The organism is Olleya sp. Ti.3.14, assembly GCF_038154885.1.
Classification (GTDB): Bacteria; Bacteroidota; Bacteroidia; order Flavobacteriales; family Flavobacteriaceae; genus Olleya.
Genome location: NZ_JBAKAO010000001.1, coordinates 121,622 through 137,749, shown reverse-complemented (window position 1 = coordinate 137,749; position 16,128 = coordinate 121,622). Strand labels below are relative to the sequence as shown.

General features: G+C 31.0%; 14 protein-coding genes. 10 read left to right on the top strand and 4 right to left on the bottom strand.

Annotated features, from left to right (window positions below):
- Positions 1 to 3 precede the first annotated feature (3 nt).
- Entirely contained in the window at positions 4 to 327 is a 324-nt protein-coding gene (locus V6251_RS00630) for a hypothetical protein (RefSeq protein WP_341586528.1), read from the bottom strand.
- A gap of 176 nt (positions 328 to 503) precedes the next feature.
- Positions 504 to 3,329, bottom strand: a complete 2,826-nt coding sequence (locus tag V6251_RS00625; protein WP_341586527.1) for a M16 family metallopeptidase — start codon at positions 3,327 to 3,329, stop codon at positions 504 to 506.
- A 124-nt stretch (positions 3,330 to 3,453) separates the two neighbouring features.
- Here V6251_RS00625 and hpf point away from each other — a divergent pair, with 124 nt between their 5' ends.
- A complete protein-coding gene (hpf, locus tag V6251_RS00620) occupies positions 3,454 to 3,756 on the top strand; it encodes a ribosome hibernation-promoting factor, HPF/YfiA family (protein WP_028282178.1) in 303 nt (100 codons plus the stop codon).
- A 63-nt stretch (positions 3,757 to 3,819) separates the two neighbouring features.
- Here the strand turns inward: hpf and V6251_RS00615 are convergent, their stop codons facing one another.
- Positions 3,820 to 4,938 (bottom strand): DEAD/DEAH box helicase, encoded by a 1,119-nt coding sequence (locus tag V6251_RS00615; protein ID WP_341587158.1) that lies wholly within the window; start codon positions 4,936 to 4,938, stop codon positions 3,820 to 3,822.
- 86 nt (positions 4,939 to 5,024) lie between these two features.
- Positions 5,025 to 6,578, bottom strand: a complete 1,554-nt coding sequence (locus V6251_RS00610) for a DEAD/DEAH box helicase (RefSeq protein WP_145001668.1) — start codon at positions 6,576 to 6,578, stop codon at positions 5,025 to 5,027.
- 109 nt (positions 6,579 to 6,687) lie between these two features.
- Here V6251_RS00610 and V6251_RS00605 point away from each other — a divergent pair, with 109 nt between their 5' ends.
- The 9 genes from V6251_RS00605 to V6251_RS00565 all read left to right on the top strand — a co-directional run bounded on the left by V6251_RS00605 (position 6,688) and on the right by V6251_RS00565 (position 16,127).
- On the top strand, positions 6,688 to 7,500 hold the full coding sequence (locus V6251_RS00605; protein ID WP_341586526.1) for a DUF1853 family protein: 813 nt from the start codon (positions 6,688 to 6,690) through the stop codon (positions 7,498 to 7,500).
- Positions 7,501 to 7,579: 79 nt separating this feature from the next.
- Entirely contained in the window at positions 7,580 to 8,143 is a 564-nt protein-coding gene (locus tag V6251_RS00600) for a hypothetical protein (protein ID WP_292945569.1), read from the top strand.
- A complete protein-coding gene (locus V6251_RS00595; protein WP_341586525.1) occupies positions 8,140 to 8,586 on the top strand; it encodes a hypothetical protein in 447 nt (148 codons plus the stop codon). Before V6251_RS00600 ends, V6251_RS00595 begins: the two co-directional genes overlap by 4 nt.
- An 83-nt stretch (positions 8,587 to 8,669) precedes the next feature.
- Positions 8,670 to 9,332, top strand: coding sequence for a hypothetical protein (locus tag V6251_RS00590; RefSeq protein ID WP_341586524.1), 663 nt, complete (start codon positions 8,670 to 8,672; stop codon positions 9,330 to 9,332).
- Between the two features lie 151 nt (positions 9,333 to 9,483).
- Positions 9,484 to 11,790, top strand: coding sequence for a DNA topoisomerase 3 (locus tag V6251_RS00585; protein ID WP_341586523.1), 2,307 nt, complete (start codon positions 9,484 to 9,486; stop codon positions 11,788 to 11,790).
- Positions 11,780 to 12,367, top strand: coding sequence for a pseudouridine synthase (locus V6251_RS00580; protein WP_341586522.1), 588 nt, complete (start codon positions 11,780 to 11,782; stop codon positions 12,365 to 12,367). The genes V6251_RS00585 and V6251_RS00580 overlap by 11 nt, the downstream gene beginning before the upstream one ends.
- Positions 12,368 to 12,440: 73 nt before the next feature.
- On the top strand, positions 12,441 to 13,685 hold the full coding sequence (locus tag V6251_RS00575) for a mechanosensitive ion channel family protein (protein WP_341586521.1): 1,245 nt from the start codon (positions 12,441 to 12,443) through the stop codon (positions 13,683 to 13,685).
- Between the two features lie 95 nt (positions 13,686 to 13,780).
- Positions 13,781 to 14,467 (top strand): TetR/AcrR family transcriptional regulator, encoded by a 687-nt coding sequence (locus V6251_RS00570; RefSeq protein WP_341586520.1) that lies wholly within the window; start codon positions 13,781 to 13,783, stop codon positions 14,465 to 14,467.
- Positions 14,460 to 16,127, top strand: a complete 1,668-nt coding sequence (locus V6251_RS00565) for a peptidase domain-containing ABC transporter (RefSeq protein ID WP_339874117.1) — start codon at positions 14,460 to 14,462, stop codon at positions 16,125 to 16,127. The genes V6251_RS00570 and V6251_RS00565 overlap by 8 nt, the downstream gene beginning before the upstream one ends.
- The last annotated feature ends 1 nt before the right edge of the window (position 16,128 follow it).

The following is a 16,128-nucleotide window of genomic DNA, read 5'->3' as shown; positions in this document are numbered from 1 at the left end:
AATTTATTGGTTTATAAGGTTAATAGATACGACTTCAATTTCACTGTAAATGTTATCCTCTGTACTTTGTTTTACAGTTAAATTAAAGGCTTTACCAACGTGTTTATTGGCTTCTAGATTATAATTATTTAAGGTTTTACTTGCGTTTATATCTTCAATAATAATTGTATTATCTTTTATATCTGTGAAGTAAAAAATTCTTCCATCATAGCCATCATAAACGACTTGTTTTGTAATACCTCTATTATCCATAGTGTTAACAGCATTAGAGTTTACTACTATTGTGGAAGCAAAAAATAGACTGAATAATATGCTTATTAGCTTCATAATTTTAGTGTTTAATGGGTTACTAATTGTTATACTACAAAGATGAATATAAACACCACTAAATACATTATACAATTATCTTAGACCTTTACAATATTTACATATACAATAATTTTAAAGCATAAAAAAAGCACAATGATTACATTGTGCTTTTAAGTACTATATATAGTGAGTGGTTATAATTTATTTCCGTATATATCTAATTGTACCACAGGTTTACCTAATTTTTTAACTTCCTCAAATTGAGTAGCTTTGTCACCAACTACTAGATAGACCATTTCAGACTCGTTTAAATATTGGTCTATAATTGCTTGGTAGTTTTCCAGACTCATAGATAATAATTCGTCTTGATCTGTGTCTAAAAAATTGTCGTCTTTATTGTATTTACTAATACGTCTTAAAATACCTAATTGTGCACCTAAACTTTCATAAGCTCTAGTATTACCTTTTAATATTTTGTTTTTGGTTAACTCTACTTCAGTGTCTGTGAAGCTTTCTTTATAGTCTTTAACCATGTTTTTAATGATTTCTAGAGACTTTAAAGTTGCATTGGCACGAACACTTGATCTAATAGCAAAAGGACTAACAGCTTCACGATTTGTAATACCAGAATACGCACCATAAGTATAACCCTTACCTATCCTAAGCGTTTGAAATAAGCGACCACTTGATCCTCCTCCTAAGATTTCGTTAGCAAAATCAAGATTGTTAGCATTTTCGTCTTTTCCAGATAACGCTAATTTACCAATATATAACACAGATTGTTTAGCATCAGGTACGTCTACAAAATATAGTGTTCCACCTGTATTAGTTGATTGAACCGTTAATGTTGGTACATTTATAGTATCTCCTTCCCAAGCTTTTAAAGGACTTAAAGCAGCTATGGTTTGCGTTTTGTTAATCGCTCCAGCAATATGGAATGTAGCATCCTTAGGTGATAAGTTGTGGTAATAGGCTTTTAAATCTTCCATTGTAATATCCTTAGTACTTTGTAAAGTCCCAGAACTATTAATTCCAAAACGATTATCCCTACCATACATTAATTGGTCAAATACATTAGAGGCTATTGCATTTGGGTTAGCTTCGCTACCCTTTAAATTGGTTTCTAATGCTTGTTTTAGTCTACTAAACTCACTAGCATCCCAACGTGGTTCTAAAATAATCTCTTTAACTAGTTTAATAGTCTCGTCTAAATTTTTAGTTAAACACGATCCTGTAATATGAAAATCCTCATTTGCACTATACATATTAATATTAGCACCTAATAACCCAATAGCTTCCTCTAAATCTGCAGCAGTTTTTGTTTTTGTCCCTTGCATCATCAAATCGCTAAATAAATTAGATACACCTTCTTTTCCTTTTGGATCTAATAATTGTCCACCAGGAATTGTAATATCAAACTGTACTAAAGGCACTTCGTTATTTTCTATACCATATAAAGCCATTCCGTTTTCTAACTCACCTTTCCAAATAGCAGGTGCTTTAAATACCGGAAGTTTACCAAAATCAGGTTCGCTTCTATCAAATTTACTAGGCGTTTTCTCGTAAACCGCTTCTTCACCTTGACTCACCTCTTCATTAGCGACGTCTTGTTTAACCTCTTCAATCCAAACCGTTGCTTCTTTACTTTCAGCTACAGCTAAATCTAATTGTCCCTTTGGTACAACGCTAGTCATTACAGCATGTTTACCTTTTAAGTAAGTATTGTACACACGCATAATATCTGCTTCTGTAACAGCATTAGTTAATTTGGCACGTTCTGTAATAAAACTAGGATCACCATTAAACTCGTTATCCTGAACTAATTGAAATGCTTTATTTAACACAGTACTTACACCTTGATATAAATCTGTTTCTAATTGAGCTTTAATGCGTTTTAAATCTGCCGAATTTACTCCGTTAGTTTCAAAGCGTTTTAAACCATCATCAATAGCAGACTTAACTTGATCTAAATCTGTTCCTGCATTAGCACGTACTCTAAAAACAAATTCGCCTGCTAATTCACTACTATTTTGGTAAGTGCCAACGTTAGGTGCTAATTTTTGTTCTTGTACAATCACGTTATATAAAGGTGATTTTTTGCTTCCGCTAAGTAATTGACCTAAAATATCCAAAGCATAAGTGTCTTCATGATAATTTTTGACTGTAGGATACACTAGTCTTATTTCTGGTAGTTTAGCAAAATTATCTTCAAAGTATAACGACTTAGTTTCTTTTAATACAACAGGTTCAAAATTTTGCTCTTCAACTTCTGGTCCACTTGGGATTTCGCCAAACCATTGTTCAACCAATTTTTTAGTTTCGGCAACATCAATATCTCCAGCAATAACTAAAGATGCATTTTTTGCTCCATAATATTGTTGGTAAAAGGCTTTAACATCATCTATAGTTGCTGCTTGTAAATCTGGTAAGGCACCAATAACTGTCCAACTATAAGGATGTCCTTCTGGATATAGGTTTTTTCTAATAATTTCATCTGTATAACCATAAGCTGCATTATCAACACGTTGGCGTTTTTCGTTTTTAACCACTTGCTTTTCGCGCTCTAAAGCAGCTTCTGTCACAGTGTTAATCATATAGCCAAAACGATCTGAATCAATCCACATGATTTTTTCAAATGCGTCCTTAGGTACAACTTCATAATATACAGTATAATCATTAGAAGTTCCACCATTACGACTTCCTCCCCATTCTGGTATCATTTTACGATTGGCTCCAACAGGAACATTCTCTGAGTCGTTAAAAGACATATGTTCAAAAAAGTGAGCAAATCCTGTTTTTCCTGGTTTTTCTCGGTTAGAACCTACATGCATTAAGGTAGCAACAGCTACAATTGGGTCAGAATGGTCTTCATGAAGGATTACTTCTAAACCATTTTTTAAAGTGAATTTTTCATAATTGATTATAAAATCTTCAGTTTTTGTAGTTTCAGAGGTGCCTGAATCTTTGCAAGAGATTACTGTTAAGGACATTAGCAGTAAAGCAATTTTAATTGTACGCATTATTTAAAGTTTTTTTGATTGTGGTTTAAAGATAATCAATAATTTTTTGTCTTAAATTTTTAATAAATTAAATGGAAATGAAATTGAATTTAATTATCTTTAAGTAATCTTAAAATCTAAATATATGGATATCAATTTTGAATATGACAAGGTAAAAGCAAGTGAGGCTTTAGAGGAATTTACCACTGAAAAAATCCAAAAACTTTTTAATAAATATGAATTTATAGTACGTGCTGATGTATTTTTTAAATTAGAAAATACTAATGACGATAAATCAGGTAAAATTGCTGGTATTAGACTTAGTGCTCCAGGACCTAGACTATTTGCTGAAGAAAGCAAAGAGACCTTGCACAAAAGTGTTAGTGAAGTTGTTAATCAATTAGAAAGACAATTAGCCAAACGTAAAGGTAAAATGAATACGCATTAATTTAATGCTATACTTTATATAAAAAACAGCGACTTTTTCAAGTCGCTTTTTTATGTTTTATAATTAAACAGATAGTTGTTTAAATTTAATACCTAATGTGGTTTCTACTTTTTTAAGATCACTATGCTCATTACCTAAAATTAATGCAATAGATTCTCCTTTTTTACCAGCACGTGCTGTACGACCACTTCTATGTGTGTAATACTCGGTATGTTCTGGTAATTGATAATGAATTACAAATGCTAAATCATTAACATCAATACCTCTAGCAGATACATCTGTAGAAATTAATAATTGTAAGGTTGTATTTTTAAAAGCACGCATGACTTTATCACGCTCTTTTTGTTGCATGTCACCTTCTAAAGCACCAACGTTAAACCCTTCGGTTTCTAATTGATGTCTTAGTGCTTGTGCACCAGCTTTTGTTTTTGTAAAAATTATACCACGTTGGTTTTCTCGGTCTTCTAAAAGTCTAATTAATGTAGACGATTTTTCGTGCAACGTTGTTTCAACAAAATAATGAGATATGTTTTGGTTTACTACACTACTTCTATCTATCTCTAGTCGTATAGCTTCGTCAGCGATGTAACGCTTAACAATATCTTTTAAGTCGTTAGACATTGTAGCACTAAATAACCATGTGTTTTTTTGACCAGTAACGCCTTTTAAAATAGAGGTTAAATCATTTTTAAAACCCATACTTAGCATTTCATCTGCTTCGTCTAAAACAATTGTTTTAACTTGAGATAAATCTACAGCCTCACGCGTCATTAAATCTACTAATCGACCTGGAGTTGCCACAATAATATGTGTGGTTCTAGCAACGTTACGTAACTGAATATCAATCTTTTCTCCACCATAAACACCTTCTAAAAATATTTTAGAATTATTGTATTTAGTGAATTTAAATAGTTGCTTTTTAATTTGCTGAACCAATTCTCTAGTAGGCGCAATTATTAACGCTTGGATTGCATCTTTTTTAGGATTAATTTTATGTAGTAATGGCAGCCCAAAAGCAGCTGTCTTACCTGTTCCTGTTTGTGCTAAACCAATAAAATCGGTTGATGATTTTAATAACATAGGAATCGCTTGTGCCTGAATTTCGGTTGGCGATTTAATCCCTAATTCCTTAAGAGATTTTATATAGTTTTTATCTAAACCAAGGTCTTTAAAAGTCATAATTAAATAGTAATTAGTCTGTGTTATTAATATGTTTTTACAAAAGTAAGCAACTGCAGACTGCGACTGAATACTGTTACATTTAAGATTTAATCTTCTGGTGGAAAACCATTGATTTCCTCAAAAATCTCATCAAAATTAGTACGTAAATAGGCGTTTAATTTTTTACGATAATCGTCTTTTAACCATTCTACAAAGTTAAACGTACTTTTACTTATACACTTAGTATATCTAGAAATACGGTAATCTATATCGTCACCCAATAATTTAGCTAAAGCTAATGCATCCCATAAATCCTCACTATTTTCTGTACAAATATGTGCGTGATGTTGGATTGAGCGCTCTAATACCACTTTAGAGCTTTCTCCTGCTCTAATACTATCAATGTAGCATTTTTTAATATCAAAATACACATGGTCAGATTTTTTAAATTGCTCGCGCAAGTCCTCTGGCATTTCATATCTAAAATTGTTTTCAAGTTCTTCATCACTTAAAATACCATCTAAATAATAATTTGGAGAACGGAAAATTTTGTGCCAATCTAAGTCACTTCCCCAAGGTCCAAATCTGTGTAAGTTGTTACCTAAATCGATAACTATAAACTTATTTTTATTTTTTAATATACGCGATCCACGACCAATCATTTGGTAGTATAATGTCAACGACTTGGTTGCTCTGTTAAGCATGATACAGTCTACTGTTGGCTCATCAAAACCTGTGGTTAAGATACTTACCGATGTTAGTATGGCATCTGGCGTTTCTTTAAACCATTTAAGTATGGCTTTACGCTCTTTTTTAGTGTTGTTATTATCTAAATGTGCTACAGGATATCCAGCACGTCTAAAGGTATCATATACGTGTAATGATGTATTAATACCATTATTAAATATTAATGTTTTTTTACCTTTACAACGTTCTTCATAAGCTTGTATCAGCTTAGTTAACATATCTGTATTGGTATATAAATCTTCTGATGATTTTACGGTATAGTCACCATTAGCTCCAACCACTAAAGAGGTTAATCCTACATTGTATGAAAATATTTCGGCACGTGCTAAAAATTCGTTTTCAATTAAAGATTGGATGGTTTCTCCAACGATTAACTCGTTATAATTATCCTTCATTGGAAGGTTAATATTACTACTTAAAGGTGTCGCAGTTACACCAAGAATAAACGATTTTTCAAAAAACTTAAATAACTTAGTAAAACTATTGTAATGTGCCTCATCAATAATTACTAGTCCAATGTCTGAAATATCTAGCTTATTATCTGTTAAACGATTATTAAGTGTCTCCACCATTGCTACAAAGCAATTAAAATCACCTTGATCACTTAAATCTGCTTTACTATCTACAATTTTATTACTTACACCAAATTCTGAAAGCATATTTGATGTTTGCTTACATAATTCTATTCTATGTGTCATTACTAACACTTGTTTTTTGTGGTGTTTTAAGTATTGTCTTACAATTTCAGAGAAAATAACTGTTTTTCCACCACCTGTAGGTAGTTGATATAATAGATGATAATCTTCAGGCGCTTCTTCAAAACATTTAAAAATCTTATCGATTGCCCCTTTTTGGTAACTATAAAGACTTTTTCCTTCTGTACGTTCTTGTAATTCTAGAGTTTTAGTAGACATTAATTAATTGCAATTTTTAAATTTTAAGATGTGCAAAAATACAACGATTTAAAGGGTTTCAACGACTATTCTTTAAAAAAAATTATTATACCTATTTTTACACAACCATATGAGCGATAAAACCGATAATTTTCAGGCCCAATTTAGTGGCTTTTTTAATACACCACATTTATTTTTTTCTGAAATAAATACTATGCAACCTTTTGTTAAGCAATTAGATAGACCTTTTGTTTTTAATAGAAAGGTTAGACCTAATATTAGGTTAGGACAACGTGTAGAACAATTTGTGTTTGAAGAGTTAAAGCAATTTGATGACATTTCTGTTTTGTCAGAAAATATCCAAATACAGGAAAATGTGAACCAGACTATTGGCGAATTGGACTGCTTAATATTAAATAATTCGGAACCAATACATTTAGAAATTCAGTTTAAATACTATCTATATGATGCCAGTTTAGGGAGCACTGAAATAGACTGTTTAATTGGGCCTATGCGTCGAGATAGTTTAATTGAAAAATTAAATAAACTTAAATTAAAACAACTACCACTACTATATAATACTGCTACAAAACCTTACTTAGATAAATTACAATTAAATGTCGATACCATAAAACAGCAAATATATTTTAAGGCGCAAATTTTTGTGCCTTATGGAAGTAGCATTACTTTTAACACGTTAAATAACAACTGTATTTATGGCTTTTATTTTAATTATAAAGATCTAATTCTGTTTAAGGATTGTAAATTTTATAAGCCTCAAAAAACCGATTGGTTATTAGACGTGAATAGTCATATTAATTGGTTGACTCTAGATCAAATAGAGCCGCAATTAACCATATATCAATCCGAAAAATATTCACCTTTATTATGGCTTAAGTTTCCTAATGGTCAAATAACAAAATGCTTTGTGGTCGCATGGTAATTTAATTTATTAGAGTAGTTTTGTAGCCTTAAATCTTTTTCCCTAACTAATATTAGTAATTAATCCGGTTTCTTATTTTTTGAAAACACACAAATACATCAGGCTTTTAACAGTTGCTTTGTTATTACTTATTCAGATTGTTTTTTTATCCATGATAATTAAAGAACAATACACAGCAAATAATGTATTGATTAGTACTGCAATTATAGTAGTTATCCTATCTACCTTTTTTGGTTACCGCTATTTAGATTTACATCATCACAAGTATAATTATGAGAGGTTGTCTGTTGTAATTTGGGTTCCGATAGGTGCATTACTCTGTTATATAATTAATATATATCTTGGTTTGGGTAGTGTATTGGCAGCAGGAATTATTGGTGTTTTAGCCTCATTTGCACCAAAAATAAATAACCAATCTAATTATCTAAAAAAACTACCAACAGTAATATATTGTGGTGCTTTTGTTGGTATGTCTAGCGCACAAATAACACCATCTATAAGTTTCGTAATTGCTGCAGGTAGCATTACTGGATTGTTATATATGCTGTCTAAAAACTTGTTTCTTGGAATTGGAGGTAAACTTGGTGCTTTAGCTTTTGCAGGTGTCATTATTGTATCATTAATACACTGGTTATATTTATGAATATTATACCTATAATATTAGCTAGTATTTTAGGAGCTACTGTAACGTTTTACGTAAGTGAACAGTTAAAACAAGGTCCAGTCAGGGCGTCTGCCTTATTATCTTTAATAATTGGTTTGTTTTTTTACTGCTTTCCTAATGTATTAAATGTGTATCTCACTCAAAATATTCCGTTAGTATTTATTGGAGCCTCATTTATTGGAATGGCTTCTCCAAAAGGTAAAAACAACTATTTATTGTTAGCTTTTGCTGGCCTTTTATTTAGTATAGTTTACATAAATAAAAGCGCTTTTTTTAAGGGTTATGGTGGTGCTTTAGGCACATTAGCTTTTATTGCATTAATAACAACACTGTTTTTTGCACATCTTTTAAATCATAGATCTAAAATGCTTTCTGGATTTAATTTAATTAAAAACAAAATATTTAAAAAAAAGGACAATTAACTATTATTGCTAAAGTCTTGTATTTAAATTTATTCAGTTTTTATTACATTCGTGGTACATACGATAGCATTTAAATTTGAAAAATGAAAAAACTACTTTTACTATTAATCACCTTAATGTTTATAGTTTCTTGTAAATCTAAACAAGAAACTGCCAATAATAACATTGAAGATACCTATAAAAAATCCCGTTTATACGATCAGGAAAATAATAGAATAAGTCAATCTAAATTTTACAATCAACTATTAAAAAACCAAGATTTATCATGGGCTTATGTGTCCAATAAAACAAAATTTGATAAACGATTAGTAGCTGGTCAAAAACATGGTATAATATCAAATAAATCAACTATAATAAAACAATTAAACAATACATTAAATATTGATATTGCTAGTGACAAACCTGTAGTGATTATTTATTATCCAGGAAAAGACCCTTGTAATTCTAGTGGATCTGCAACAAAACAAACACGAGCAAAAGCACAACAAGACTTTGAGGATAAATTATACAATTTAGCTCAAATCAAACCTATTTACTTGTATAAAACTATAGATGGTTTAGCAAATAATTATGATTTATCTAAATGGCATCAAGATCCAGATGGTTTAATTGAATCTTTATTTTTTGAATACCATTATCCATGTTCTAGCTATTTAGTCATTTCAAAAGATGGCGAATTTACTAGTAATTTTGGAGAGTTTAATTATTCTGAAATTTTAGCAACAACCAAAAGACTTAACCAATAGTTAATAACTACTAACAAAACCCTTTTATTTAGTTAACTTATTCACTTATTTTGCGACTTTAAATCTAAAAATTAAAGCCTAAATGTGGCGCATTAATATATTAGCGCAACACCTAATCTTTTGTGTTTTAATAATTAATTGACCTAATAAAATGAAAGTCTGCATTGCCGAAAAACCATCTGTAGCTAGAGAAATAGCTCAAGTATTAGGTGCCAACGCTAAACGTGATGGTTATTATGAAGGTAATGGCTATGCAGTAACCTATACTTTTGGTCACCTTTGTACCTTAAAAGAACCAAACGATTATAAACCTTATTGGAAAAGTTGGGATTTAAACAACTTACCAATGTTACCAGAAAAATTTGAAACTAAAGTCACCAAAGATTCTGGGATACAAAAGCAATTTAAAATTGTTAAAAGCCTATTTGATAAAGCAGATGTGGTGATAAACTGTGGTGATGCAGGAACAGAAGGAGAATTAATCCAACGTTGGGTTATTGATCAAGCTAAGTATAAAGGTGAAGTACAGCGATTATGGATTAGCTCTCTTACGACCGAAGCAATAAAAGAAGGTTTTGAAAAACTAGAACCAAGCAAAAAATACGACAATCTATATTACGCAGGTTTTTCGCGTGCTATTGGAGACTGGCTACTTGGTATGAATGCTACCAGACTATATACCGTTAAATATGGTGGTTACAAGCAAGTATTAAGTGTTGGACGTGTACAAACACCAACTTTAGCAATGGTTGTAAACCGTTGGAAAGAAATTGAAAACTTTAAGCCTCAACCCTATTGGGAACTGCAAACAATGTATCGCGATACCTTATTTAGCTATGAAGAAGGTCGTTTTTTAAAAATGGAAGATGGAGAAAAGTTAGCCAATATTGTAAAAGCACATGACTTTGAAATCGTCTCTATTACCAAGAAAAAAGGTAATGAATATGCGCCAAAATTATTTGACTTAACAGGATTACAAGTGTATTGTAATACCAAATTTGGATTTTCTGCAGACGAAACCCTTAAAATTGTACAAAAACTGTATGAAATGAAGGTGGTTACCTACCCTAGAGTAGATACAACCTACTTACCCAACGATATTTATCCAAAAGTACCAAGTATTTTAAAAAACCTAACACAATACGCGACTTTAACAGCTCCTGTTTTAGCAAAAAAAATTAAAAAATCTAAAAAGGTTTTTGATGATGCTAAGGTTACAGATCACCATGCCATAATCCCAACTGGTGTACAAAGCAATCTACAGTATAATCAACAACAAGTATATGATATTATTACACGACGTTTTATTGCTGTGTTTTACGACGATTGCAAAGTGGCTAACACGACAGTCATTGGAAAAGCTGAAAGTGTTAACTTTAAAACCACTGGTAAAGAAATCCTTGAAAAAGGATGGCGTGTCGTGTTTGAAACTAAAGACAGCCCTACTAAAGAGCCTGGTTTACTACCAACCTTTATTAAAGGCGAAAAAGGACCACATGAACCTAGTTTTTTAGAAAAACAAACCAAACCACCCAACCAATATACGGAAGCAACACTACTTCGTGCTATGGAAACTGCAGGAAAACAAGTGGACGATGACGAGCTGCGTGATTTAATGAAAGAAAACGGTATTGGTAGACCATCCACACGTGCAAATATCATTGAAACACTATTTAGACGTAAGTATATAAAACGTAATAAAAAACAAGTTTTACCAACCGTTACAGGCATCCAATTAATAGATATTATTAGTAATGATTTGCTTAAATCTGCCGAGTTGACTGGTCTTTGGGAGAAACAATTAAAAGATATAGAAAAAGGCGAATATTCTGCTGCTGCTTTTATTAAAAACATGAAGCATATGGTAGACCAATTAGTCTATGAAGTACGAAGCGAAAAACTTGAAGCTAAAATAAGCTACACTAACAATAAATCAGAAAAATCCACTAAAACAAAATCTAAAACCAAAACTGGTACTAAAGGTATTGTAGGTAAAGCCTGTCCTAAATGCAAACAAGGACAAATTTTAAAAGGAAAAAAGGCTTATGGTTGTACCAATTATGGTAAAACATGTGATTTTGTATTGTCTTTTAGTTTTGGTGAAAAGAATATATCCGAAAATCAATACAAACGTTTATTGGACAAAGGATCTACCGTTAATTTAAAAGGTTTTAAAGTGGAAGGTGCAACTGTTGAAGGTTTGTTGCGTTTTGATGATAATTTTAAACTAAAATTAGAACCTAAGCAAAAAAAGCCCGCAAAAACAAATACAGCTTCAGAGACTAATCCGTGTCCAAAATGTAAAAAAGGAACGATTATAAAAGGAAAAACAGCTTATGGTTGTAGTGATTATAAATCGGGTTGTGATTTTAGATTTAGCTATGACTTAATTCGTGAAAAAGCCAATGGACAACAACTTACAAAGGATTTAGTTTTCAAAATTTTATATGGACACTAAGCATAAACACTTTAAAATATACAAACCTTATAGAATGCTAAGTCAGTTTTCTAGCAATGCTGCTAAAGAACAGAAAAAGCGATTTTTAGGAGAATTGGGTGATTTTCCGGAAGGCATTATGCCTATTGGTCGTTTGGACGAAAAAAGTGAAGGTCTACTCCTACTTACCACAGATGGTAAACTAAGTGACCATGTTAACCAGTCCGGAATTGAAAAAGAATACTATGCGTTAGTAGATGGCGACATTTCCGCGAAAGCGATACAACAATTATCAGAAGGTGTTGAAATAGGATTTAATGGTAAAAAATACACTACAAAACCTTGTAAAGTCACAAAATTAAAGGAATTACCTAAATTACCAGAACGCTCTAAAAAAATTAGAGATGCAAGACATGGTCCAACAACATGGATTTCGGTAACCTTAACAGAAGGTAAATTTAGACAAGTCCGTAAAATGACTAGTGCTGTAAATTGTCCTACGCTACGTTTGGTGCGTGTTAGGGTCGGAAATATTACTCTAGATAATATGCAAGTTGCAGATGTTTTGGCTATTAAAAATCTAAACCAATTACTTTAACGTATCTTTAGTTTTTATAGCAAGAGTAATTGTCAAAAACATAGTACTTTTGTTTTAAATATTAACATATTTCATGATACAATACGCACATTTTTTTTACGATTATTTTAGAGATTTAGGTCTTACTAGAGTAACATCCAAGTACCTAAATATGTTAGTGTTATTAGTTTTAACACTAATCTTTATTTTAATTTTAGATCTATTAGTTAGAAAGGTTTTAAGGTTGATTTCGGCTAAAATTGCATCACGAACAAAATCAAATTTTGACGACTTACTTATTACCAATCGTGTACCAAGAAATATAGCGCATATTCCAGCTTTATACATTGCAATAAAAAGTATTCCGTTAGTATTTAATGACTTTGCAAATCTGCATTTGCTTTTTGAAAAATGTATGCAAGTGGCAGGAATCGTTTTAGGGCTTTGGATTGTAAGAAGTATACTTAATACTTTAAAAAATTACTTTAAAACTTTACCTAGTTTAAGGGATAAACCTATTGATAGTTACATACAAGTATTTATGATATTTGCATGGATTGTTGGTGCAGGATTAGCTATGGCTGTTCTTGTTGGAGGCGACTCGTTATGGAAGTTTATCACTGGTTTTGGTGCTGCTACAGCTATTATATTGTTAATATTTAAGGATACCATTTTAGGTTTTGTAGCTAGTATACAAGTATCTATTAATGATATGGTGCGTATTGGTGATTGGATTACTTTTGAAAAATTTGGTGCAGATGGAGATGTTATTGAAATTAATTTAGCAACGGTTAAGGTTCAAAATTTTGACAACACGATTACTACAATACCAACATATGCTTTAATATCAGACTCGTTTAAAAACTGGAGAGGAATGACAAACTCTGATGGTAGACGTATTAAACGACACATGTTAATCAAGCAAACGTCTATCAAATATTTAAATAATGAAGATATTGAACGATTAAAAGAGATTGAAATCATATCCACTTATCTAAGTACCATGCAAGACAAGATTAACAATTTTAATACATCGCATGGTATTGATAAAACAGCTTTAATTAACGGTCGCAATATGACCAACATTGGTGTTTTTAGAAAATTTATTCAAACCTATCTAGAGCAACATTCTGCTATTAATAATAACATGTTATTAATGGCAAGGCAACTACAACCTACCTCACAAGGTGTACCTCTAGAAATTTACTGTTTTAGTAAAGACAAACGTTGGGAGAGTTATGAGTATGTTATGAGTGACCTTTTTGATCATTTTCTTGCTGCTGTACCTTACTTTGATTTAGAACTTTTTGAATTGCCTAGCAATAGTACTTTCAAGTAAATTTCTTTTAAAATTTTTAAAAAAAGTTAATTAATAGTTAATTTGATTTCAGTTATAATAGTATTACTATTATCTTTGCAATCAAATAATTAATTATGCATACTTTACTTTCAAATTTAAAGATTAATATTAATGATAAAATTTACCTTAAAGATCCGGAATCTTCTGATTTAGGGAAACGTATCGTTGAAAACAGTATCCAATTAATTGACGAGATTGGATTTGATGTATTTACTTTTAAAAAATTAGGTGCTAAAATTGGTTCCAACGAAAGTAGTATTTATCGTTATTTTGAAAGTAAACACAAATTATTAATTTACCTTACCTCGTGGTATTGGAGTTGGTTAGAATATCAATTAGTTTTTGCAACAAATAGTATAGCTAATCCAAAAGATAAAATTGAAAAAGCTATTGAAGTACTTGCGCAATCTGCAACACTAGATTCTAATTTCTCTCATATAGATGAGGTGATTTTAAAGCGTATTGTAATTAATGAGTATTCTAAATCCTATTTAACTAAAGAGGTCGATAACGAAAATAAAGATGGTTATTTTTTAGTATACAAAAGACTAGTAACAAGACTACACGACATGGTATTGTCTATAGATAATGACTATCCGTATGCCTTTAGTTTGGCTAGTACTGTTATTGATGGTGCATTACATCAGCATTTTTTAAAAGATCATTTTACTACCATATCTGACCTAAAAAAAGCAGACGATCCTACTAACTATTTTAGAGATTTAGTTTTCAAAACCCTAAATATCCCAACAAATGAGTAAAAAAATCCTTACCGCTTGGCAACGTTTTATTAGCCTATTAAAACTAGACAAAAAGGACGTTAGACAAGTTTTTTTCTATGCAATTTTTGCAGGATTAGTAAACCTATCGCTACCACTTGGAATACAAGCTATTATTAATTTATTACAAGCAGCTCAAGTTAGTACGTCATGGATAGTTTTAGTCATATTAGTTACTTTAGGTGTTGTTTTTGTTGGTGTATTACAACTAATGCAGATTAGAATTATTGAAAACATTCAGCAAAAGATTTTTACAAGAGCGTCTTTTGAGTTTGCCTACCGTTTTCCTAAAATGAAAATGAGCGAATTAAATGGATATTATCCGCCAGAATTAGCTAATCGATTTTTTGATACCATAAACGTACAAAAAGGTATTGCTAAGGTAATGATAGACTTTCCTGCTGCAGTATTACAAATTGTATTTGGATTAATGTTATTATCTTTTTACCATCCCTTTTTTATTATTTATGGTGCTTTACTTTTAATCTTAATTTACGTAGTATTTAAGTTTACTGCAGAAAAAGGGCTAAGAACAAGTATCGACGAGTCTAACCATAAATACAAAGTAGCACATTGGTTACAAGAAATTGCTAGATCAATTGTTAGTTTTAAATTATCTGGTAAAACAAGTTTAGCACTAAATAAAAATGATAAATTAGTTACTAATTATTTAGAAGCACGTGAGAGTCATTTTAAAATATTGGTTGTACAATTTATTCAACTAATTGGCTTTAAGGTGCTTGTTACTGCAGGATTATTAATGATTGGTGGTGCTTTAGTACTTAATCAACAAATGAATATTGGTCAATTTGTTGCTGCAGAGATCATTATCTTATTAGTTATTAATTCTGTAGAAAAACTAATATTAGGACTAGAAACCTTTTATGATGTTTTAACTTCTATTGAAAAATTAGGTAAAGTTGTTGACAAAGAGTTAGAGTCTCAGGATGGCGAAATTTTAAATGTAAAACATAATGACTTTAATATAGAACTTGACAATGTATCTTATAGTGTTAAAGACAGAAAAAAGCCAATTTTACAAGATGTTTCTCTAAAAATTAATGCAAAAGACCGCATCTTAATTCAAGGTAATAGTGGTTCTGGTAAATCTAGTTTGTTAAAATTAATAGCTGGAGTAATCAGTCCAACAAATGGTAGCGTTTATGTTTGTGACAAATCGCTGACAAGCCTAAATATAAATAGTTACAGACAACATATTGGTCAAACTTTAGTAGAAGAAACGCCTTTTGAAGGTACACTTTTACAAAACATTACGTTTGGAGATACAGACATTACAAGTCAGCAACTAGATTGGGCTATTCAAAATGTAGGATTAAAAGATTTTGTAAAACAACTACCTAATGGTTTAAATACAATGATTTATCCAGAAGGAAAAGGGGTTTCCTTTACTGTTTCTAAAAAAATTATGTTAGCTAGAAGTATTGTTAAAAACCCTAAATTATTGATGCTTAAAGAGCCTTTAGATCAGTTTGAAGCTAAAGAAGCTCAACAACTGGTAGACTTTTTAAGTCAACCTGAACATCCTTGGACATTAGTTGTGGTAAGCCAGAATAACATTTGGAAACCAAAATTAAACAAGCTTATTATTTTAGATAAAGGTCAAATAATTAACACTAAATAGT